Origin of the sequence: Streptomyces sp. NPDC001401 (assembly GCF_042895385.1) — a bacterium.
In the GTDB taxonomy this organism is placed as follows: Bacteria; Actinomycetota; Actinomycetes; order Streptomycetales; family Streptomycetaceae; genus Streptomyces.
On record NZ_JBIAWI010000001.1, the window covers coordinates 1,452,289 to 1,474,004 of the forward strand.

General features: G+C 69.7%; 20 protein-coding genes and 1 tRNA gene. 6 read left to right on the forward strand and 15 right to left on the reverse strand.

The features are described from left to right. Positions 1–52: 52 nt before the first annotated feature. Positions 53–1,174: an SPFH domain-containing protein gene (locus tag ACFY10_RS06675; protein WP_390663931.1), complete on the reverse strand. Its 1,122-nt coding sequence runs from the start codon at positions 1,172–1,174 to the stop codon at positions 53–55. Positions 1,175–1,292: 118 nt separating this feature from the next. After that, complete coding sequence (locus ACFY10_RS06680; RefSeq protein WP_390663932.1) at positions 1,293–2,720, reverse strand: peptidoglycan-binding protein; 1,428 nt, start codon at positions 2,718–2,720, stop codon at positions 1,293–1,295. 187 nt (positions 2,721–2,907) lie between these two features. Here ACFY10_RS06680 and ACFY10_RS06685 point away from each other — a divergent pair. From ACFY10_RS06685 to ACFY10_RS06700, 4 genes are all read left to right on the forward strand, one after another. After that, positions 2,908–2,981: transfer RNA gene (locus ACFY10_RS06685), tRNA-Lys, on the forward strand. A 120-nt stretch (positions 2,982–3,101) separates the two neighbouring features. After that, a complete protein-coding gene (locus ACFY10_RS06690; protein WP_390663933.1) occupies positions 3,102–3,818 on the forward strand; it encodes a FadR/GntR family transcriptional regulator in 717 nt (238 codons plus the stop codon). A 320-nt stretch (positions 3,819–4,138) separates the two neighbouring features. After that, positions 4,139–6,145: a glycosyltransferase family 2 protein gene (locus ACFY10_RS06695; RefSeq protein ID WP_390663934.1), complete on the forward strand. Its 2,007-nt coding sequence runs from the start codon at positions 4,139–4,141 to the stop codon at positions 6,143–6,145. After that, positions 6,142–8,079 (forward strand): galactose oxidase-like domain-containing protein, encoded by a 1,938-nt coding sequence (locus tag ACFY10_RS06700; protein ID WP_390663935.1) that lies wholly within the window; start codon positions 6,142–6,144, stop codon positions 8,077–8,079. The genes ACFY10_RS06695 and ACFY10_RS06700 overlap by 4 nt, the downstream gene beginning before the upstream one ends. A gap of 65 nt (positions 8,080–8,144) precedes the next feature. Here the strand turns inward: ACFY10_RS06700 and ACFY10_RS06705 are convergent, their stop codons facing one another. Further along, the gene (locus tag ACFY10_RS06705; protein WP_390663936.1) at positions 8,145–9,164 is read right to left on the reverse strand and encodes a glycoside hydrolase family 6 protein; all 1,020 of its coding nucleotides are present in this window, start codon (positions 9,162–9,164) and stop codon (positions 8,145–8,147) included. 164 nt (positions 9,165–9,328) lie between these two features. Between ACFY10_RS06705 and ACFY10_RS06710 the strand changes: the two genes are divergently transcribed. After that, complete coding sequence (locus ACFY10_RS06710; RefSeq protein ID WP_390663937.1) at positions 9,329–10,120, forward strand: ANTAR domain-containing protein; 792 nt, start codon at positions 9,329–9,331, stop codon at positions 10,118–10,120. Between the two features lie 718 nt (positions 10,121–10,838). On the opposite strand, the gene ACFY10_RS06715 is transcribed toward ACFY10_RS06710, so the two are convergent. The 3 genes from ACFY10_RS06715 to ACFY10_RS06725 all read right to left on the reverse strand — a co-directional run bounded on the left by ACFY10_RS06715 (position 10,839) and on the right by ACFY10_RS06725 (position 12,308). Then, entirely contained in the window at positions 10,839–11,504 is a 666-nt protein-coding gene (locus ACFY10_RS06715; protein WP_390663938.1) for a class F sortase, read from the reverse strand. Between the two features lie 4 nt (positions 11,505–11,508). Next, positions 11,509–12,075 carry a hypothetical protein gene (locus ACFY10_RS06720; RefSeq protein WP_390663939.1) on the reverse strand — a complete coding sequence of 189 codons (567 nt, stop codon included), beginning with the start codon at positions 12,073–12,075 and terminating at the stop codon, positions 11,509–11,511. Positions 12,076–12,143: 68 nt separating this feature from the next. Then, complete coding sequence (locus ACFY10_RS06725) at positions 12,144–12,308, reverse strand: hypothetical protein (RefSeq protein ID WP_390663940.1); 165 nt, start codon at positions 12,306–12,308, stop codon at positions 12,144–12,146. A 38-nt stretch (positions 12,309–12,346) separates the two neighbouring features. Between ACFY10_RS06725 and ACFY10_RS06730 the strand changes: the two genes are divergently transcribed. Continuing rightward, positions 12,347–13,126, forward strand: coding sequence for an HAD-IIA family hydrolase (locus ACFY10_RS06730; RefSeq protein ID WP_390663941.1), 780 nt, complete (start codon positions 12,347–12,349; stop codon positions 13,124–13,126). Positions 13,127–13,185: 59 nt separating this feature from the next. On the opposite strand, the gene ACFY10_RS06735 is transcribed toward ACFY10_RS06730, so the two are convergent. From ACFY10_RS06735 to ACFY10_RS06775, 9 genes are all read right to left on the reverse strand, one after another. Beyond that, positions 13,186–14,241, reverse strand: coding sequence for a 2-aminoethylphosphonate ABC transporter substrate-binding protein (locus ACFY10_RS06735; RefSeq protein ID WP_390663942.1), 1,056 nt, complete (start codon positions 14,239–14,241; stop codon positions 13,186–13,188). A 60-nt stretch (positions 14,242–14,301) separates the two neighbouring features. Further along, positions 14,302–15,099, reverse strand: coding sequence for an ABC transporter permease (locus ACFY10_RS06740; protein ID WP_390663943.1), 798 nt, complete (start codon positions 15,097–15,099; stop codon positions 14,302–14,304). Next, complete coding sequence (locus ACFY10_RS06745; protein WP_390663944.1) at positions 15,086–15,829, reverse strand: 2-aminoethylphosphonate ABC transporter permease subunit; 744 nt, start codon at positions 15,827–15,829, stop codon at positions 15,086–15,088. The genes ACFY10_RS06740 and ACFY10_RS06745 overlap by 14 nt, the downstream gene beginning before the upstream one ends. An 82-nt stretch (positions 15,830–15,911) precedes the next feature. Continuing rightward, positions 15,912–16,958: an ABC transporter ATP-binding protein gene (locus tag ACFY10_RS06750; RefSeq protein WP_390663945.1), complete on the reverse strand. Its 1,047-nt coding sequence runs from the start codon at positions 16,956–16,958 to the stop codon at positions 15,912–15,914. After that, positions 16,955–17,647 carry a phosphonatase-like hydrolase gene (locus ACFY10_RS06755; RefSeq protein WP_390663946.1) on the reverse strand — a complete coding sequence of 231 codons (693 nt, stop codon included), beginning with the start codon at positions 17,645–17,647 and terminating at the stop codon, positions 16,955–16,957. The genes ACFY10_RS06750 and ACFY10_RS06755 overlap by 4 nt, the downstream gene beginning before the upstream one ends. Next, positions 17,644–18,768: a TIGR03364 family FAD-dependent oxidoreductase gene (locus ACFY10_RS06760; protein ID WP_390663947.1), complete on the reverse strand. Its 1,125-nt coding sequence runs from the start codon at positions 18,766–18,768 to the stop codon at positions 17,644–17,646. Before ACFY10_RS06760 ends, ACFY10_RS06755 begins: the two co-directional genes overlap by 4 nt. A 132-nt stretch (positions 18,769–18,900) precedes the next feature. Then, complete coding sequence (locus ACFY10_RS06765; RefSeq protein ID WP_390663948.1) at positions 18,901–19,656, reverse strand: GntR family transcriptional regulator; 756 nt, start codon at positions 19,654–19,656, stop codon at positions 18,901–18,903. Between the two features lie 32 nt (positions 19,657–19,688). Then, complete coding sequence (locus tag ACFY10_RS06770; RefSeq protein ID WP_390663949.1) at positions 19,689–20,447, reverse strand: hypothetical protein; 759 nt, start codon at positions 20,445–20,447, stop codon at positions 19,689–19,691. 189 nt (positions 20,448–20,636) lie between these two features. Further along, on the reverse strand, positions 20,637–21,710 hold the full coding sequence (locus ACFY10_RS06775; RefSeq protein WP_390664149.1) for an ROK family protein: 1,074 nt from the start codon (positions 21,708–21,710) through the stop codon (positions 20,637–20,639). Positions 21,711–21,716 lie beyond the last annotated feature (6 nt).

Genomic DNA, 21,716 nt, shown 5'->3' on the forward strand with positions numbered 1-21,716 from the left:
GGTCTAGACCAAGTCTCAGATTATTGCCGTTAATTGAACATGTCCATACCAATCACGGGCCGGGTTCTCCCCGCCCCGCACAGAACGCCACCGTCAAGTCCTTGACCAGCGCCTTGCGTTCGTAGTCGTCCAGTTCCACCAGGCCCCGCACGGTCAGCCGCGTCACGGTGTCCTCCACCGAGTCGACGACCGAGGTCAGCACGGTCGCGCGGTGCTGTGCGTCCAGGGCGGCGATACGGCGGCGCTGCATCGCGGCGGCGACCTCGGGGGCGTACTCGACCCGGACCGGCTGCACCGAGAACACCTCGAGCCCGATCGGCGCCGCGTCCGCCGCCGTCAGCCGGGTCAGTGCGGCGATATTGGATTCGGCCGCCTCCACCGAACTCCTCGCCCCGCCGGGCGCCTCCACCGCGACCCGGGCGAGGGCCGCCTCCACGCACTCGCGCAGATAGGTCTCGTGGTCCTCGACGCCCAGCACCGCCCGCGCGGTGTCCCGCACCCGCCACACCACCAGCACCACCACGCGCAGCGCGACCCCGTTGCCGTCGGCCGCGGGCATCTCCTCGCTGCGCCAGTGCCGCAGCCGTACGTCGACCCGGCGGCGCAGCAGCAGCGGGTTGACCCACATCAGGCCGGTGCGCCGGACGGTCCCCCGGTAGCGGCCGAACATCCCGAGCACCCAGGCCCGTCCGGTCCGGCCGCGGGCGAGTCCGCCGAAGCCGAAGAGCCCCAGCGCTCCGGCGCCCGCGTAGGCCGCCCACTGCACGGGACCGAGCCCGGCCCCCGGGTGCGCCGGCAGCCGCAGCGCCGCCGCCGCGAGCGACGGCAGAACGCCGGCCCACCACGAGGTGGCCACGCACCCGGCCGTCCCGCAGGCCCCGACGAGCACGCCTGCCGCCCCGGGCAGCACCCTGGCGGGCCGCTCGCCCAGTTCGGGGTCGACCTTGGGTACGGACGGCGACTTCGCCGACGCGGGGCGCCGGAACCGCGGCTGTTCACCCGTCCCCTGCCGGCGGCCGACGACCGTCGGCCTGAGCGGCACGGACACCGGGGCTTGTTCGTCGCGGAACAGCAGATGGACGGGGATCTCGGTGGTCGCCTCGTTCTGGATGAGGCGACCGGGCCTGCCCGGCCCCTCGGACTCGGGCGTCTGTGAAGTGGTCGTCGTACTCATGCGTGCCTCCAGCCTCCGCGCCAGATGCGTCACAACGGGTGGGTCAAACCAAACTGCTCAAACCGCTCAGAACCACAGAAAAGCCAGTACTGCCGGAACCGCTCAGGACCAGAACCGCTCAGGAGAACAGCCGCCGCCAGGTCTCCGGGCCCGGGATGCCGTTCGCCGCGCCGCCCCGCCATCCCTGGGAGCGCTGGAAGGCCTCGACATTGCGGCGGTCCTCCTCGTCCCAGCCCGGGCCCGGCTCGTCCGTGTAGTGCTTGCCGAACCCCTTCTTCACCAGCTGGTCTCCCAGCTGGGTGACGTAGGTGTTGGACGCGCCGGGGCGGAACATCGCCCGTCCCGGATAGCCCTGCACCCCATGGGACGAAGGCACCTTCGGAGCCGTCACCGCGGCCGACTTCGGATCCGCGAACACGGCCGCCGTCGGAACCGGCACTCCGGCCTGCGTCGGATCCGCGAACACGGCCGCCGTCGGATCCGCCACCTCGTCCTGCGTCGGATCCGATTCCTCGGCCGCCGGAATGTTCTTGCCCTTCCCGGACACCAGCAGCTCCCAGGTCCGCGGCCCCGGCATCCCGTCCGCGCCCTTGCCCTTCCAGCCCTGGGCCAGCTGGAAGGCCCGGGTGGCCTGCCGGTCCGCGTCCGACCAGCTCGGGCCGAGGTCCGACGGGTAGTAGCGGCCGGCACCGCGCGCGATGAGCATCTGCCTGAGCTGGGTCACGTACTTGTTGTTCGCGCCGGGGCCGAAAAACGCCGCTCCCGGGTACGCCATCGGGCCGCCCGGAGCGGCCGGCTTACCCGGCGCCGGCCCCTCCGCGTCCGCCTTGAGCCCCTTGTACCGGTAGGGGATGTAGCGGCCCGACTGACTCCAGTAGGCGTACGGGGTGGCCTTCCGGCGAGTCCGCGGGGGCGTCTGCTCGTAGGCGGTGTACTTGGTGTGCGCGCCGTTCTTCCAGCCGCCGAAAATGACCACGTGCGAGCCCCTCTGCGGGTTCGCCGGATTGTGGAACAGCAGAATGTCGCCCGGCTGCAGTTCCGCCTTGGTGACGCGTTCGCCGAAGTGGTCGAGGCTGCCCGTCCATTCGTTTCCGAGCAGGCCCCAGGCCATCGAGACATAGCCGGAGCAGTCCTGCCGGTAGCCGTCGGACCAGTAGGCCTCCATGCTGTACGGCACCCTCGCGTCGAGCCATTTCCTGGCCCGCTTGATGATCTCCGCACGGGTGGTCGCGGGCGCCTTGAGCGCATCCGCGGGCTTGAGGGACTGCCCGCTTCCGCCGTGCAGCGGGGCCCGGTGGCCCTGCGGGGTGGCAACCTCGTTACCTGCGGAAACGCCCGGGCCGGGCGGTAGGTGCGGGGCGGCGAGCGCCGGTGCCACGTGCCCCGTGCCGAGGGCGGCGGTCGCGGCGGCCGCCACGATCAGGGCCCTGCGGGCCGCCGGGTGCCGTCCCGCCCTCGAATACGGCAGGACGCGCCGCCAGTGCGCACATCCGGGGCAGTCGCAGTCGCTCGCCGGATCGAATTCCTCGAATACCGGAGTCGCCATGCGATTCCCCTCACACTCCAGATGAAAATGTCCGCGCCTGTCCACGATGATCAGTTTCCCAACCGTCTTCCCGACGCGCATGTTGACGGTCCGAATGATGTACAAGGCCGGTCCTCGACCCGGGCCGGGCCCGGGGTGGATGGTGCGGAGCACCCCGGACCGTCCGGTAGAGTTACGACGTCAGCAGGCGCCGCTAGCTCAGTTGGTTAGAGCAGCTGACTCTTAATCAGCGGGTCCGGGGTTCGAGTCCCTGGCGGCGCACAGACAGCGAGGCCCTCCGCGGAAGCGGGGGGCCTTCCGCATGTCCGGCCACGGGCTGCCCGGAACGCAGACTGTCCGGAACCCGGGAGCTCCCCTTGTTTGGCCGGATACTCTCTGGCCATGGCAGCGCGTGACCTCCAGGAGCGGATCAAGAAGCTGATCATCGATCGCAGGCTGCCCTCCGGGGCCCCGCTGCCGACCGAGCCCGAACTGATGGAGTTCCTCGGCGCGAGCCGGAACTCGGTACGCGAGGCGCTGAAGGCGCTGCAGGCGATGGGCATCGTGGAGATCCGGCACGGCTTCGGGACATACGTCGGCCCGATGTCGCTGGCCCCGATGATCGAGGGGCTCGCCTTCCGCACGGTCGCCGGGCACTACCGGGGAGAGGACTCCCTGCTCCAGCTGCTGGAGCTGCGCGAGGCGGTGGAGACGGGGCTGGTCTCCCGGCTCGCGGGACGGATCCCGGAGCCGGACCTCATTGAACTCGACGCCCTCGTGCACCGTATGGAACACCAGGCCGCGCAAGGAGGCGGCGGCCTCGCGGACACCGACCGCGCCTTCCACGCCACCCTGTACCGGGGGCTGGACAACGTGCTGCTCGGCGAGGTGCTGGAGGCGTTCTGGGACGCCTTCCACCGCGTACAGACGGATCTGGGAGGCGTGCCGCAGGACCCGAAAGTGACCTGCAGGCAGCACCGGGACATCCTCGACGCGGTGCGGTCGGGCGACTCGGTACGGGCGGAGGAGGCCATAAGAGAGCACTTCGGCAATATCCGCGCCCGGCTGTCCACGACTGGTCCACAAGACCCTCACAGGCACCGCAATGAACGCGTATGACCGGTAAACACCGCGTTTCGCATCTTGCGATCATGATGAACGCCGTAGAACCCTGTTTTTCAAGATGCTGCGGATACGCGGCAGTTGGGGGTCTAGTAAGCGGTTGCCGGGTCTGCGGGGATAGGGGGCCCCGTTCACGAGGCGATGCCGAGGGGGGCATCATGCAACCGGAAGGCCGCGGTTCCATGTCTACGGGTGTGGAAAGTGTGGTGACTGCGGCCGGTCACTGATACGTCTGTGGAGAGTCGAGGGGGACTCGGCCGCGGACGGAAGGAACCGACACAACACGCGGGCGTGTCCTGCGTGTGGGGGGATGACTCATGACGTCGACGCCGACGGGCGCCCGGCAGAACTTCGACCCGTCAGAAACCACCCAGCTCAGGGTGCCTTCGCACCGGAACAGCCAGACGGGCCAGTTCCGCCGCATCAAGAAGACCCTGCCGAGATACGACTACGAGCACTACAGCCGGCTGGCCGGTCCCCTCACCCAGCCCGACCCGAACAAGCCGTACAAGGTGCAGTACCGCTCGCTGCTCTCGCAGGAGCCGCACCGGCTGCGTGCCGCCCTGATGCTGGGCGCCGCGCCGCTGCTCTCGCTGATCCTGCTCGGCTGGCTGCTGCAGCCGCAGCATTGGACCGAGCGCGACTACCCCGCCTTCAGCTTCCTGCCGACCCTCGACGTCGTGATGCTCGTCTCGATCGGTCTGATCGAGTTCTTCCGCTGCATGAACGTGCTGTCCAACGCGCACGCCACGCTGGTCGCCCGCGACCCCGTCCCGGTGGTGCCTGAGACCGGCACGAGAGTCGCGTTCATCACGACGTACGTGCCCGGCAAGGAACCCCTGTCGATGGTGACGAAGACCCTGGAGGCGGCCGTCAGGCTGCGCCACCGGGGCCTTCTGCACATCTGGCTCCTCGACGAGGGCGACGACGCCGAGGTGAAGGCGGTCTGCGAGCGCCTCGGCGTACACCACTTCTCCCGCAAGGGCGTCGAGAAGTGGAACCAGAAGAAGGGCCCGCACCGCGCCAAGACCAAGCACGGCAACTACAACGCCTGGCTCGAGGCGCACGGCGACGACTACGACTTCTTCGCCTCCGTCGACACCGACCATGTGCCGCTGCCCAACTACCTGGAGCGGATGCTCGGCTTCTTCCGCGACCCGGACGTCGGCTTCGTCATCGGCCCGCAGGTGTACGGCAACTACGACAACCCCATCACCAAGGCGGCGGAGTCCCAGCAGTTCCTCTTCCACGCCCTCATCCAGCGGGCCGGAAACCGCTACGGCGCCCCGATGTTCGTCGGTACGTCGAACGCCGTACGCATCAAGGCGCTCCAGCAGATCGGCGGCCTGTACGACTCGATCACCGAGGACATGGCCACCGGCTTCGAGATCCACCGGCACAAGAACCCGGCGACGGGGAAGAAGTGGCGCTCGGTGTACACGCCGGACGTGCTCGCGGTGGGCGAGGGACCGGGTGCCTGGACGGACTTCTTCACGCAGCAGCTGCGGTGGTCGCGGGGCACGTACGAGACGATCCTGAAGCAGTACTGGAAGGGCTGGTTCTCACTGCCTCCGGGCAAGCTCTTCAACTACACGATGATGATCATCTTCTACCCGATGTCGGCCCTCAACTGGATCCTGGCGGCGCTGAGTTGTGCGCTGTTCCTGGGGCTGGGCGCCTCGGGTGTGAACATCGACCCGACGGTCTGGCTGATGCTGTACGGCAACGCGTCCGCGCTGCAGATCGGCCTGTACATCTGGAACCGCCGGCACAACGTCTCCCCGCACGAGCCGGAGGGCTCCGGCGGTGTGGCGGGCATGGTGATGTCGGCCCTCTCGGCGCCGATCTACGCCCGCTCGCTCATGGACACCGTGCTGCGCCGCAAGAGCAAGTTCGTGGTGACGCCCAAGGGCGACTCGGCCAGCCCGGACACGCTGTTCGGGACCTTCCGGATCCACCTGTTCTTCATCCTGGTCTTCGGCGGTTCGATCGCCGCCGGTCTCACACTCGGGCACTCGCACCCGGCGATGATCACCTGGGCCACGTTCGCCCTGCTGATCACCGCGTCGCCGATCTTCGCCTGGCGGTACGGACTGCGGCAGGCGAAGAAGCAGCCGCCCGCGCCGGTGTACGAGGAGCCGCAGGACTCGGCGGCGCCCACGACGGCGTACCAGCCGAAGCCGCTGCCGGGGCAGCAGGCGCCGCACTCGCCGCACGGCTCGGGGCAGAAGCCCAGCTGGGCCGCCTCGAGCGGGGGCTCGAGCGGAGGCAATGACCAGACGATGCAGATCGCTCTCGGTGGATTTGGGGGACGTAAGGAATGAACGACCGTGCAGGCCGCCGCCGCGCCCGTCGACTCGCGATCGGCACGGCGGTGGTGCTCGCGCTGGCCGGGATGAACGGGCCGTGGCTCTACCGCGTCGGGACCGAGAAATACCACCAGTACAAGATCAACAGACCCGAGTACAAAGCGGACAACGGACACTGGGACATCATCGAGTTCCCGCCGGAATACCGCCAGGACACCATCCATGCGGCGCTGCTGCGCACCGGCAAGGTGCTGCTGATCGCGGGCTCGGGCAACAACCAGGACAACTTCAACGCGAAGAAGTTCGACACCCGGATCTGGGACCCGGTCAAGGGCACGATCAAGAAGATCCCGACGCCGAAGGACCTGTTCTGCACCGGCCACACGCAGCTGGCGAACGGCAATCTGCTGATCGCGGGCGGGACGAAGCGGTACGAGAAGCTCAAGGGTGACGTCACCAAGGCCGGCGGCCTGATGGTGGTGCACAACGAGAACCCGGACAAGCCGATAACGCTGCCCGCGGGGACGAAGTTCACGGGCAAGGAGAACGGCAAGACCTTCGTGTCGAAGGACCCGGTGCTCGTGCCGCGCGCGAAGAAGGTCTTCGACCCGAAGACCGGCAAGTTCCTGCGCAACGACCCGGGTCTGGGCCGTATTTACGTCGAGGCGAAGAAGAGCGGCACGAAGTACGAGACCGGTACGCAGGACAACTACCGCATCCAGGGCCTCACCGGCACCGAAGCGCGCAACACGTACGGCATCGCGCAGAAGCTCGCCCTCGACAAGAAGGATTTCCAGGGGATCCGGGACGCCTTCGAGTTCGACCCGGTCGCCGAGAAGTACATCAAGGTCGACCCGATGAACGAGGCCCGCTGGTATCCGACGCTCACGACTCTGTCGGACGGCAAGATCCTCAGTGTCTCCGGGCTCGACGACATCGGGCAGCTGGTGCCGGGCAAGAACGAGGTCTTCGACCCGAAGACCAAGAAGTGGACGTACACGTCGACGATCCGCCAGTTCCCGACGTACCCGGCGCTGTTCCTGATGCAGAACGGCAAGATCTTCTATTCGGGGTCGAATGCGGGGTACGGGCCGGACAATGTCGGTCGCATTCCGGGTATTTGGGATGTCGCCAGCAACAAGTTCACCAAGCTGCCCGGGCTGAGCGACTCCAACAGGATGGAGACGTCCGGCACGGTGCTGCTGCCTCCGGCGCAGAACGAGAAGTTCATGGTGATCGGCGGTGGCGGGGTCGGCGAGTCCAAGCTGTCCAGCAACAAGACGCGGCTGATCGACCTGAAGGACAAGAACCCGAAGTTCACGGACGGGCCGACGCTGGAGAAGGGGACGCGGTATCCGCAGGCCTCGGTGCTGCCCGACGACACGGTGCTGGTGTCCGGCGGGTCGGAGGACTATCGCGGGCGCGGTGACTCCAACATCCTGCAGGCCCGGCTCTATCACCCGGACACCAATACGTTCAAGAAGGTCGCCGATCCCGAGGTGGGGCGGAACTATCACTCGGGGTCGATTCTGCTGCCGGACGGGCGTGTGATGTTCTTCGGGTCGGACTCGCTGTACGGCGACAAGGCGAACACCAAGCCGGGGAAGTTCGAGCAGCGGATCGAGATTTATACGCCGCCTTATCTGTACAGGGATTCGCGGCCGTCGCTGTCGGGTGGCCCCCAGACGATCGCGCGGGGCGGGACGGGGACGTTCACGTCACCGCAGGCTTCGGCGATCAAGAAGGTGCGGTTGATTCGACCCAGCGCGTCCACTCACGTCACGGACGTGGATCAACGGTCTGTCGCGTTGGACTTCAAGACGGCTGGGAACAAGATCACCGTTACTGTGCCGAAGAATCGGAATCTGGTGACGTCCGGGTGGTACATGCTGTTCGTCGATGACGATCAGGGGACACCGTCGAAGGCGCAGTGGGTGAAGGTTCCGTAGCGCTCCCGCGGGTTGCGTTGTTGGGTGCGGGAGCGCTGTGGCTTGTCGCGCAGTTCCCCGCGCCCCTAAGAACCTGACCCCTCCGCCAGTTTCAGAGCGTAGGTCGGCCACCATTGGCCCGCCTGCGGGCCGCCCTTGCATGTGCCGTCCGATTCCCCGGGGCGTTTGACCCAGAGGTACGCGTCCACCAGCGGGTCTGCCGTCTTTGTCGTCGGGGACTCGCCCAGTTTCCGGCCCGGCGGGTTGCACCAGTTCTCGTCGGCCTTTCCTGCCGTGTACGGGCCGTTGCCGTTGCGGCTGGTGTCGATGACGAAGTGCTTGTTGGCCACCTTGGCCGAGAGCTGCTTGCCGTAGGCGATGGAGTCTTTGGTCGAGTAGAAGTTGGAGACGTTGACCGAGAAGCCGTCGGCCTGGGCGACGCCCGCGCGCTGGAGGGGCTGGAAGATCTGGTCGGGGTGGCCCCAGCCGGCGTTGCCCGCGTCCAGGTAGACCTTGGTGCTCTTCAGGGACTTGAGCTTGGTGATGGCGTAGTTGAGGAGGCTGTAGCGCTCCTCCTGGAACTGGGACTGGGTGCAGCCGTCCACCAGGTGCAGTATGGCGTCCGGCTCGAGGATCACCATCGCCGCGCGGTTCCCGATGCCCGCGGCCACGCCGTCGATCCAGGCGCGGTAGGCGTTGCCGTCGGCCGCGCCGCCCTGGGAGTACTGGCCGCAGTCGCGGTGCGGGATGTTGTAGAGGACCAGGAGGGCCGTGCGGCCGGCCTTGTCGGCGGCCTCCGTGAAGCCCTGGGCCTCCTGCTCGGGGTTCTCCGGGCCGATCCACTCGCCGGTCGGCTGCTCGGCGATCTTGCGGATCTGCTCGGCGTCGGCGTCCTTGCCGGACTTGGCGTAGGCAGCCACCTGACGTGCCGCGTTGCCGTCCGGGTTGACCCAGAACGGGTCGCTGTCCTTGGGCTGTTGGGTGATTTTCGCGCCGGCGTCCTTGTCCTTGTCGCCGCCGCCTCCGGAGGAACACCCCGCGACGAGCAGTGCTGCCCCCAGCGCCGCCGCGGAAGCCCTCATTCCGGCCCCCCTCATGCCGTACATCCAACTCCCCCTTGGGTGCACTGGTCGAAGTCCCAATCCTGACATACAGCCCGCGTCGCCCACGAGATCGCCCGAACCTTGTCGGTGAGCTGTTACAGCACGATGGTTGGTGCAGGTGCACGCTTCAACAAAGGCGAGTGGCAGGGGGAAAGGGGCCGTGCGCGGTGACACACCACAGCATGCGGGAACTGCGGCTGGCAACGGCGCTGGTGGAGGCGGCCGACACCCTCACCGAGAGCTTCGAGGCCACGGACCATCTCCGGCGGGTGGCCGATCACTGTGTGGAGCTGCTGGCCGCGCGGGCGGCCGGAATCATGCTCATCGACGGCGGCCGGGCGGTGTCGATGAGCGGCAGCAGCCGGCAGGAGGCGGTGGTGCTCGACCTGCTCGCGGCCCAGCACGGCGGCGGCCCCTGCCTGGAGAGCTACGGCTCCGGGAGGCCGGTGCCGCCGGTCTCCATCCGGGCCGCCCACGCGGAGGCCCGCTGGCCGGACTTCACCGAACGGGCCCTCGGGCACGGCATCGCGGGGACCTTCGCGGTCCCGCTGCGCCGGGGCGGGACAGCGCTCGGTGCTCTCAACGTGTTCTTACCGGCGCCGCCCGACGGCTCCTCACCCGACGGTTCCTCGCCGGGCGGTGAGTCGGGACTGCCGGTGGCGCAGCTCCTCGCCGACGCCGCGGCCGTCGGGGTGCAGAACCACCGCACGTTCACGCAGTACCGCTCGCTGACCGAGCAGTTGCAGGAGGCACTCTCCAGCCGGGTCCGCATCGAGCAGGCGAAGGGCATGCTCGCGGAACGTTGGAACATCGAGCCCGACGAGGCGTTCGCGACCCTCAGGCAGTACGCACGCCGACGCCGACTCCCGGTGAACCGGGTCGCGCAGGCGGTGATCGAGCGGGTGGCGGACGACGAGCTGCGCCGGGAAGGGCCGGGCGGGTCCGGAGAATCGTCGTAGAAACCTCAATGAACCCTCATCCACCAGCGCGTATGACGGAGAGCCACCGTAACGGAACCTGGCGTCATTCAGCCTCTAGGATCTGGCGCTCATCCGAACTAGAGTCTTCTCAGACGGCCCCAGCCCCCGGCCAGTCCCAAACCTCCCGCGCCGGTCGCCGGGTTACTCCCGCAGCCCGTGCGCGCGCGGTTGAGGACCAGCCCGGTCGGCGGCTTCGGGGGGAGCAGGCCGCCGACCGGGCCAGGTGCAGCCAGGCCCCGGTGAGGGCAATCAGAGACCCGCTCCGGCGAGGTACGCCGAAACGATCACATTCGCCGCGCAGCCGCGGCTGAACCTCCCGCGCCGGTCACCGGGTCACTCAGCCCTGCCTCCCGATCCCCGCGCCGGAGATCCCGGCCAACCCGCTCTTCTGCTGGGGGTCCGGGGGTCATCCCCCGGGAAAAAGCAGCACTCCCGCAGCCCGTGCGCGCGCGGTTGAGGACCAGCCCGGTCGGCGGCTTCGGGGGGAGCAGGCCGCCGACCGGGCCAGGTGCAGCCAGGCCCCGGTGAGGGCAATCAGAGACCCGCTCCGGCGAGGTACGCCGAAACGATCACACTCGCCGCGCAGCCGCGGCTGAACCCCCCGCGCAGGTCACCGGGCTACTCAGCCCTGCCTCCCGATGTCCGCGCCCGCGATCCCGGCCAACCTGCTCTTCTGCTGGGGGCCCGGTCAGGGCAATCACAGACCCGTTCCGGTGAGGTATGCCGAGACGATCACGTTCGCCGTGTAGCTGTGGCTGTCCCGGTCGAAGGTGCCCCCGCAGGTGATCAGGCGAAGCTCGGCGTGCCCCGGCCGGTGCTGGCCGTAGGCCTGCCGGGGGTCGAAGCGGTCGCGGTCCTGGACCTGGACGTCGTCGACGGTGAACTCGGCGACCTTGCCGTCGTCGCGGATGACGCGGACGGTCTCGCCGGGCCGCATGGCGCTCAGCTTGTAGAAGACGGCGGGCCGGGTCCGGGTGTCGACGTGGCCCACCATCAGCGCGGCTCCGGCGGCCCCCGGTCTGGTCCCGGCCGCGTACCACCCCACGGCGCCCGCCTGGTCGAAGGGCGGCGGATCGATCGCCCCCTGCCGGTCCAGGCCACGGGCCACCACGGGCGCCTGGACGCCCAGGTCGGGAATGTCGATGCGCTGCGGCAGCGCGTCCCCCAACGGGCGGGCCGCAGGCGGGAGTTCCGCATCCGGCGGCCGTCCGACCGCGGCCATGTCGCCGGTGACGGTCGCGGATATGCCCTGCCCTACGTCGGTCACCTGCCGCCCCCACATCCACAGCCCGAGCAGCAGCACCGCCCAGGCCAGGCCCATCAGAAGACGCCCGGAGCCGGAGGAGTGTTCGTCGTCGGACATGGGGTCAGTCCGTTCCGCGGCTCCGGCGCGCGCTCAGAACCGCCACGGCGGCCGCGGCGACGCCCACGAGCACCAGCCCGGTGACCGCCTGCGCCGCGCCGGGTCCGGCCTCCCGGACATCCACGGAGGCGAAGTGCGTGGAGCCACCGCCGCCCGCGTGGACGGGGGCGACGGGGGACGCGTGGGCAGTGGGCCAGGCAGACGACTGCGACTGGGACTGCGACTGGGACTGGGACTGCGATACGACGGTGATGCTGCCCGTGATCACGGCGCCGGCGCAGGTGACCTTCACGTCGTAGAGACCGGGCGCGGCGGACGCGCGGACCCTGGTGGCCCCGGTGAGGGTGCCGTCGGCGCCCGCGAGCCGTGCGTCCGTGACGAATGCCCTGGACGTGGCGCCGGCCGCCTTCGCGGAGCACCCGGCCACCCGGAGCGTGACATCGGTGCCAGGGGCGGGGGACGACGGAGTCACCGTGATGCCCGCACCGCCCCCGTCGGCCGCGTACACCGGCGGGGTGAGGGCGCAGACGGCCAGGAGCCCTGTACAGAGAGTGAGACGTAGTGAGCCCATCGTGAAACCTCCAGACAACTGGAGGCTCCCCCTCCGACCCTGGCCCCGCATCCTCATTCGGGGCCTTATTACTCCATATGGGTTGATAAAGGTTTATAGGCCGAGAAAGGTTTCAGATCGGGTCGGATCCGGTCGCCGGTGTCCATGCGGTCGCCGATCACCGCGCTGGTCTCGGAATCGCGGCGAAAGCCCTGGTCCAGCCGACGGTATTCATCCTGATGAATGAATACCATGGCCGTCTCGTAGACAGACAGAGCAGGAGTCCGCACCCATGACCCAGCGCAAGCCCATCGAATCGTGGCTCACCGACATGGACGGGGTGCTGATGCATGAGGGCATCCCGGTGCCCGGCGCGGACGCTTTCATCAAGAAGCTCCGCGAATCGAGTCGTCCGTTCCTGGTCCTCACGAACAACTCGATCTACACCGCGCGTGACCTCCACGCCCGGCTGAACAGGATCGGCCTCGATGTGCCGGCGGAGAACATCTGGACCTCTGCCCTGGCCACCGCCAGCTTCCTGGACAACCAACATCCCGGCGGCACCGCCTACGTGATCGGCGAGGCCGGCCTGACGACGGCCCTGCACGACGCCGGTTACGTACTGACTGACTCCGACCCCGATTTCGTGATCCTGGGCGAAACCCGGACGTACTCCTTCGAGGCTCTGACCAAGGCCATCCGCTTGATCAACGGCGGCGCCCGCTTCATCGCCACCAACCCGGACAACACCGGGCCCTCCTCGGAGGGTGTCCTCCCGGCGACCGGATCCGTCGCCGCGCTGATCACCAAGGCGACCGGCAAGGAGCCGTACTTCGTCGGCAAGCCGAATCCGCTGATGATGCGGACCGCGCTGAACACCATCGGAGCCCACTCGGAGACCAGCGCCATGATCGGCGACCGCATGGACACGGACGTACTGGCCGGACTGGAGGCCGGCATGGAGACCTTCCTCGTGCTGACCGGACTGACGGCCAAGTCCGACGTCGATCGCTACCCCTACCGGCCGACGAAGGTCGTGGACTCCATCGCTGACCTCGTCGACCTCGTCTGACCGCCACAGCACCTGGGCCCGCCGCAGGAGCGGGCCGTGCTGGCGGTGAGCTCGAGGAATCAGCTGCCGGTGGCTTGCTTCCAGGCCTCGACGTACGACGACAGGTTCTTGTCGATCTCGGTCCAGTCCGGCTCGAAGATCTCGACGCCGTCCATCAGCCTGGCCAGGGCGGTCGCGTTGGCGTCGCCGGCCTTGATGTCCTGACGTGCGGCGAAGCCGCCACCGATCTCGCTGATCTGCTGCTGGGCCGACCGACTCAGCATGAAGTCGAGGAGCTTCTTGCCGTTGGCGGAGTGCGGCGCCTTGGTGACCAGCCCGGCCGCGTACGGCAGCGCGAAGCTGGTCGGCTTCCCGCCCTCCTTCGCCGGGAACCAGATGCCGAGGCCGGGCATGGTCTTCGACTGGGCGTAGTTCATCTGGACGTCGCCGTTCGCGACGAGCAGCTCGCCCTTGTCGACCTTGGGCGCGAGCTTGCCGGTGGAGGCGGAGGGGCCGACGTTGTTGGCCTGGAGCTTGCCGAGGTAGTCCAGGGCGGCCTTCTCGCCGCCGAAGTCGTGCATGGCCTTGATGAGGACGGCGGTTCCGTCGCCTGCGACGCCGGGGGTGGAGTACTGGATCTTGTTCTTGTACGCCGGCTCGAGCAGCTCCTGCCAGGTGGTCGGGGCCTGCTTCAGCTCCTTCTTGTTGTAGACGAACCCGAAGTAGTTGTTGACGACGGAGGTCCACGTCCCGTCGGTCGCCCTGCCGGCGCCGTCGACCTGGTCCGATCCCTTCGGGGCGTACTTCTGCAACAGGCCCTTGCTGTCGGCCTGTTGGATGAAGGGCGGGAGCGTGACGAGCACGTCGGCCTGCGGGTTGCTCTTCTCGCGGACGGCTCGCTGCACCATCTCGCCGGAGCCGCCCTCGACGTACTTCACCTTGATGCCGGTCTGCTTCTGGAAGTCGGCGAAGACCTTGTCGTACCAGCCGTCGCCGTTCTCGCCCTTGAGGCCGTCGGCGCTGTAGACGGTGACGACGTTCGCGTCGGAGGCGGCTGAGGTGCCGGAGCAGGCGGTGAGCAGGGGGCTTGCGAGGAGGGAGAGGGCAAGGGCGAGCTTGTGACCGTTTCTGGGCATGGCGGGATGAACTCCTTGCGCTGGAAAGGTGACTGGCAGGGTGACTGGAAGCGTGGTCGGTCAGCGGTACGCGGCTCTGGTGCGGACGCGGGAGACGGCGAGCAGGACGATCAGGGTCGCCGCCATCAGCACCATCGCCAGGGCGGAGCCGGCGAAGAGGGCGCCCCGGTCGGTGGCGGCGTAGATCAGGACGGGCAGCGGGGTCCAGTCGGGCGGGTAGAGCATGACGGTGGCGCTCAACTCGCCCATGGACAGGGCGAAGCAGAGGCCCGCGGCGGCGGTGAGGGACGGCAGGAGCAGGGGGAGCCTGATCCGCCACAGGACGTACGCCGGCCGTCCGCCCAGCGAGGCGGCGGCCTGCTCGTACGCGGGGTCGAGCCGGGTGATCGCCGCCGAGACCGACTGGTACGCGAAGGCGGTCACCAGGACGGTGTGGGCGAGGACCACGATCCACCGGGTGCCGTTGAGCAGCATCGGCGGCCGGGAGAAGGCGACCAGGACCGCCAGACCGACCACGACGGACGGCACGGCGACCGGCAGCACGAACAGGGCGTCCAGCACACGGCGCAGCGGCCTGGGCAGGGCGTGCGCGGCGAGCGCGGCCCAGGTGCCGACGGCGAGCGCGAGCAGGCTCGCCGCGAGGGCGGTGACAAGGCTGGTGGTGAGGGCCTGCAGGGCCTCGCCGCGGGTGGCCGCATCGTAGTGGGCGGTGCTGAGGCCGGACGGGAGGACGCCCGACCAGTTGGTGGCGAAGGAGGCGCCGAGGACGACGAGGAGGGGCAGCACGAACAGGGGCAGGAAGAGCACGAAGAACACGGCCCATACGGCCCACTTCGCCCCGCGGCTATGCACCAGCACGACGGCTCACCACCCGGTACAGGCCGTAGAGGCCCACGGAAACAAGGACGTTGACGACGGCGACCACACAGGCGCCCGGGTAGTCGGACTCCAGGATCGCCTTGCTGTACACGAGCATCGGCAGGGTCGTGACGCCTTTCGCGCCGGTGAACAGCACGATCCCGAACTCGTTGAGGCTGAGCACCAGCACAAGACTCCCGCCGGCGGCGAGCGCGGGCAGCGCCTCGGGCAGCACGATCCGCCGCACGATGCGGGGTGCACGGGCACCGAGGCTCGAAGCCGCCTCCAACTGGGCGGTGTCCAGTTGCGAGAAGGCGGCGAGCAGCGGCCGCATCACGAAGGGCGTGAAGTAGGTGACCTCGGCGAGGAGCACGCCCCATGGGGTGGTGAGGAACTGGAAGGAGCCGACGATGCCGGTCGTGCCGTAGACGAACAGCAGGGCGAGGGTGATGAGGAAGGACGGAAAGGAGAGGTAGACGTCGACGAATCCGGCAACCGCCTTCGCCCCGGGAAACGGCACGAAGGCGATGACCAGCGCGAGCGCGAACCCGAGAACCAGACAACCGACGGTGGAGGCGAGGGCCAGCCACACGGTGGTCCAGAGAGCGTGCCGGAAGGCCTCCGAGGCGAAGACGTCGGCGTACGGCTGGAGGGAGGTGCCGCCGGTGTCGGGGCGGAAGGACTGCTGAAGGACGAGGGCAAGGGGGTAAAGGAAGAAGAGGCCAAGCAAAACGACTGGCGGGAGGGCACCCACCCAGGGGCGCGGGGAACTGCGCGACCAGCCACGACGCACTCGCAGCGACCGAACAACCTTAGTCACGGCTCCCCCCTGCGGCCAGCAGCACCGCGTCGTCGGGTGCGAAGTGCAGTGTTACCGCGTCCCCGTGCGCGGGAGGGTCCTTCAGCTCCCGTACGTCGGCCATGACCCGGTGGCCGTCGACGTCGACGTAGAGCCGATGGGTGGACCCCCGCCACTGGATCTCGCGCACCGTGCCCGCGAGTTGGTTGGGCCCGTCGCCGAGGCCGACGAGATGCGGCCGTACGCACAAGGTGTCCGCGACTTCCGGAGCCTGTCCCGACACCTTGATCCGCCGCCCGCCGAAGAAGACCCCCTCCTCCCCCACGGTCACCGGCAGCAGATTCGCGCCGCCCACGAAGGACGCCGTGAACTCGTCGGCCGGCGCCCGGTACAGCTCCCTCGGCGTCCCGCAGGCGCGCAACCGCGCCTTGTCCATGACGGCGATCCGGTCGGCCAGGGTGAGGGCCTCCACCTGGTCGTGGGTGACGTAGAGGATCGAGACTTCGGGCAACTCCCGGTGCAGACGGGCCAGTTCGGCGAGCATGCCGGAGCGGAGGCGGGCGTCGAGTGCGGAGAGGGGCTCGTCGAGGAGGAGTACGCCGGGCCGTATGGCAAGCGCGCGGGCGATCGCGACGCGTTGCTGCTGGCCGCCGGAGAGCTCCCGGGGGTGGCGGCGCGCGTAGGCGGCCATCCCGGTCATGTCCAGCGCCTGCGCCACCCGCCCGCGGATCTCGCCCTTCGCGACCTTCTGGGCCTTGAGCCCGAACGCCACGTTCTCCTCGACCCGCAGGTGCGGGAAGAGCGCGTACTGCTGCACCACCATCCCGACGCCCCGCCGGTACGGCGGCAGGTCCGTCACATCGCGCCCGCCGAGGAACACCCGCCCGGAGGCGGGCCGCACGAACCCGGCGACCGCCCGCAGCGCGGTGGTCTTCCCGGACCCGGACGGCCCGAGCAGCGCCATCACCTCGCCGGGTTCGACGGTGAGGTCGAGGGCGTCGAGGACGACGTTCCCGTCGTAGGCGACGGTGACGGAGTCGAAGCGGATGCCGCTGTTCATGCGAGCACGCCCGGCAACTCGGCCACGGAGCCGAGCACATGGGTCGCCCCGGCCGCCCGCAGCGCGTCCGCGTCGTGCGCCCCGGTCCGCACACCGGCGACCACGCCCGCGCCCGCGCGGACACCGCTGAGCATGTCGTACGAGGTGTCGCCGACGACGGCGATCTGCTGCACCCCGTCCGCGGCCGCCGTGCGCAGGAACGCGGTGAGGACCATGTCGGGATACGGGCGGCCCCGGCCCCCGGCGTCGGCGGGGCACAGCGTCAGCTCCACCAGGTCCTGCCAGCCGAGTGCGGCGAGGATCGCGTCCTGGGTGGTGCGCGCGAAGCCGGTGGTCAGTACGACGGTGCGGCCCTGCGCATTGAGTTCCTCGATGGCCTCGCGTGCGCCGGGGAGGGCGGCGACCCGCCCGCCGTCGACGAGTTCGGCGTAGGCCTCCTCGAAGGCCTTGTTGGCCTGCTGCGCCCTCGTCTCGTCCCCGAACAGGTGCCGGAAGACGGAGATCTTGGACTCGCCCATGGTGGCGCGGACGTAATCCAGCATCGAGTCGGGATCGGTGTCCAGCCGTCGTGCCGCCGCCGCGAAGGCCTGCTCGACGAGGCCGCCGTCGGCGACGGTGGTGCCGGCCATGTCGAGGACGACGAGCCGGATGTCGTGGGCATCGTGCGTGTCCGTGGTCAACTTCCTCACCAGCCAAGTTCGTTCGCGGTGGTTTCGGCTATCGCGGGCGAGCAGGTCATGCCGCGGCCGCCGGGCCCCGTGACCAGCCACACCCCGTCGCCCACCTGCTGCCGGTGCACGACCCGCGCCGGGTCGGTGCACTGCGCGTACACACCCGCCCAACGGCGCCGGATCCTCGGCAGCGGGCGGCCGAGGAGGGACTCGACGACCTCGGTGAGGTGCTCGTAGGGGTCTTCGAGGGTGTCGAAGGCGAAGGGGTGCCCGTACTCGTGGGTGTCGCCGATGGTCAGGCCGCCGTCGGCGCGCTGGACCATCAGCAGCTGCATTCGGTGGTCCCGTGCCGTGGGGGTCTGCGGCTGCCGGGCGTTGAGCTCGTCGAGGGCCGTGGATGCATAGGCGGGGTAGTAGCGGAAGCTGTCCGCGTCCGCGACCGACGTGGTGAGCGGCTCGCCCAGCGGGTCGGTCTGCATCATCTGCAGGCGTACGCGGCGAACGGGCAGGCCGGGTCCGGCGAGTTCGCGGACGAGTCCGCTGAGCCAGGCGCCGGTGCACAGGACGACGGCGTCGGCGTGGTGCACCTCCCCGTGATCGTCCCTGACCGTCCCCGCACCGGTCACCTCGCGCACTTCCCTTCCCGGCAGGAAGGTGTAGTTGGGCGACTTCAACAGCTCGGCTCGCAGGGCGAGTTGGGCGGTACGGGGTTCGACGGCCGCGTCGCGTTCGCAGTACAGAGCGGCGGTGAACTCGCCGCGCAGGGCGGGGTTCAGGGCGCGGGCCTCGGCGGGTGTGAGGAGCTTGTAGCCACGGGCCGCGGAGTCCTCTCGCGCTACGGCGGCCTCGGCGACGGCGAGTTCGAGGTCGCCGCGGACAGGGGTCAGTGACCCGTTCGCACGGAAGCCGAGGCCGGGCACGCGCCCGCCGATCTCCTCCCACAACTCCCGTGCCCGCAGGGCGGTTTCGAGCTCCTCGCCGCCCGCTCGCCCACTCACCCAGATCTGCCCGAAGTTGCGCAGCGAGGCGCCGCGGGCCTCGGCCTCGCGCTCGATCTGCACGACCTCGTGGCCGCGTTCCACTGCCTGCCAGGCGTGCATGGTGCCCACCACGCCTGCTCCGACGACTGTCACTTTCACGGCGGTCACGCTCCTCGCGCAGGGGGAACCGGAGGAATCCGGCCGACAACGAGAGCCTGAACGAGCCATCACGTTTGGGCTAGACCCGTTATCTTTTCGTGATCCCAAAGGAGGGTGGCCGATGGGGTGGGCTCAGCCCTGGAGATGGGTGGTGAAGGAGAAGCGGTCCCCGCGATAGAGCGTCCGCACCCGCTCCAACGGCCGTCCGGCCGTATCCCTGGACACCCGGTGAATGAGCAGCATCGGAAGGGCCGGCGGGGTCCCGATGAGCAGGGCCTCGCGGGGCGTGGCCAGCACCGTTTCGATCCGTTCGTCGGCGTCGCCGAAGGTGATGCCGCGGTCGTGGAGGTAGCCGTAGAAGGAGGAGTCGGGCTCGAAGTCGGTGTCGAGGCGAGGGACACGGGCCACGGCGACGTACGTGCTCTCCAGGCCGACCCGTTCCTCGTCCGCCAGCAGCACGCGCTCCAGGTGCCAGACGGGTTCGCCGCGTTGGAGGCCGGTCTCGGCGGCGAGGGCGTCGGGGCAGGGGAAGCGGTCGAGGGTGACGAGGCTGCGGCCGGGGGTGCGGCCCTGCCGTCGTACGCCCTCGGTGTAGCTGGCGAGGGAGAGCGGCTGTTCCAGCTTGGGCCCCGCGACGACGGTGCCGCGCCCCTGTCGCCGCAGCTTGCCCTCCAGCACCAGCTCGCGCAGCGCCTGCCGTACGGTCTCCCGCGCGACCCCGTACTCCTCCGAGAGGTCGCGCTCGGTGGGGATGAGGTCCCCCTCCCCCAGCTCGCGGACGAGGTGGTCGATCCGCGCCTTCACCGCGTAGTACTTCGGGATACGGCCGTGCTCCGGGATGCCGGAGCGGACGGGGGCGCCGGGGGCCTGGTCGTTCGGGTAGTCCACGTGAGCGATCGTCGCAGACGCCGGGGGCCGGCTCAGCGGCGCCTGCGGGCCAGCAGCACGGCGCCGCCGGTGACGCAGAGGACGGCGGTGGCGGCGAGGGCCCCGCCGGGGGTGACGAGTCCGGTGCGGGCGAGTTCGTCGGCGAAGGGGAGGCGTGGGCTGCGGCTGGGCGGGGTGCTGCCGGTTCCCGTGGTGGTCGGGGCGGGCGTGGGGGTGGCGCTCGTGTCGTTCTGGATGCGGAAGGCGTAGTCGTTGGACTGCCCGACCCAGTCGCCGTCGTCGCCCCGCCGCTGGACGACGGCGGCGTCGGCGGTGACCCCGTTGGGTGCGGTGTCCGAGGTGAGGGCGAGGCGGACCTTCACGCTGACGGTCTTTCCGGCGCCGACCGAGAAGCCGGGGAAGCCGTCGTCGAAGGCGCCGACCAGTTCGTCCTCGTCGGTGGTCTCGAAGCGGACGGGGTGCGGGCGGGTGCCCTCGTAGAACTCCAGATGGGGCTGCGAGGGCCGCAGCTCGTGCTTGTCGTCGACGAGGACGACGACCGGGTGGATGTTTCCGCAGGTCCGGGTGGTGGTGTTGGTGAGGTCCAGATACCAGATGCCGTATCCGCCGCCCGCTTCGTAGGTGTCGGGGCCGCCGTGGATGCGGGTGGTGAGGGGGAAACGGCGGTCGTCCTGGGCGGCGCAGGTGGGGTCTGCCTTCCGGACCGGGTCGGGAGCCGCGTGCGCCGGGGGCGCCGCGGGGAGGAGGGCGGCTGCCGCCAGGAAGAGGGAGACGGGCGTGCAGAGTCGCATAGACACGTGACTCTGCCGGGTCCCGGCGAGCGGGGAGCGGTGCCGCTCCGTACGGCCCGTCAGATCCGCTCGTTCAGCGCAGCGCCCTGAAGGGGCGCGGGGCTGTATCAATTTGCGGCTCCGCCGCGTGGGCGCGACCAGCCACGATGGTGCCGCAGACGATCGACAGCACACCCTGCGGAGCGTCCCTCAGCCGTCGGCCCGTCCGAACAGCGGCGCCAGCACCAGCTGTGCCGCCCCCTCGGCGATCCCGCCGGAGGCGACCCGCACCGGCACCGTGTCCTCGCCGAGGCGCCGGGCGCACTCGTCGAGGACGGCACGCACCCCTCGCAGGAAGGCGTCCGGGGCGGCTTCGACGGTACGGCCGCCGAGGAGCACGAGGTCGATGTCGAGCAGCGCGACCAGGTTGCCGGCGCCGATACCGAGCACACGCGCCGCCTCGTCCACCTCGCCGCGCGCCACCGCGGCCAGACACAGCGCCTCGACGCAGCCGCGGTTGCCACAGCCGCACGGCGGCCCGTCCAGCTGGACCACCTGGTGCCCGAACTCCCCGGCCCCGGTACGGGCGCCCCGGTGCACGGCGCCGCCGATGACCAGCCCGGCGCCGAGCCCCGTACCGAGATGCAGATAGGCGAAGGACCCGCCCTCGCCCCCGACGGCGAGTCCCAGCGCGGCCGCGTTGGTGTCCTTGTCGACGACGACCGGCCCGCCGAGCCGCCGCGCGAGCGCGTCCCGCAGAGGGAAACCGTCCCACTCGGGGAACCCCGTCACGCGGTGCAGGACACCCCGGGTGTGATCGAGGGGGCCAGGGAGAGCGACACCGACGCCGAGGAGAGGCGCCGTGAGGAGGGCCCCCGCAAGCGATCCCGTCTCCCCCGCCACCGCGGACAGCACCTCCTCCGCGCCCGCCCCGAGGTCCAGCGAGGTGCGCCGCTCCCCCACGACGGCCCCCGTGAGATCGACCAGTACCGCCCGCAATCCGTCCCGGTCCAGGTGCAGGCCGACCGCGTGGCCCGCCTCGGGCACCAGCCGCAGCACCGTACGGGGCTTGCCTCCCGTCGAGGCGCGGCGCCCCGCCTCCGTCACGAGACCCTCGTCCCGCAGCCGGGCGGTGATCTTGCTGACGGCCTGCGGGGTCAGCCCGGTCCGCTCGGCGAGTTCGAGCCGGCTGATGCCGTCCGCACCGGCCGTGCGCAGCAGATCGAGCACGAGCGCCATGTTGTGGCTGCGCAGCGCCGGCAGGTTCGCACCGTCGGCCGTCATCCTCTT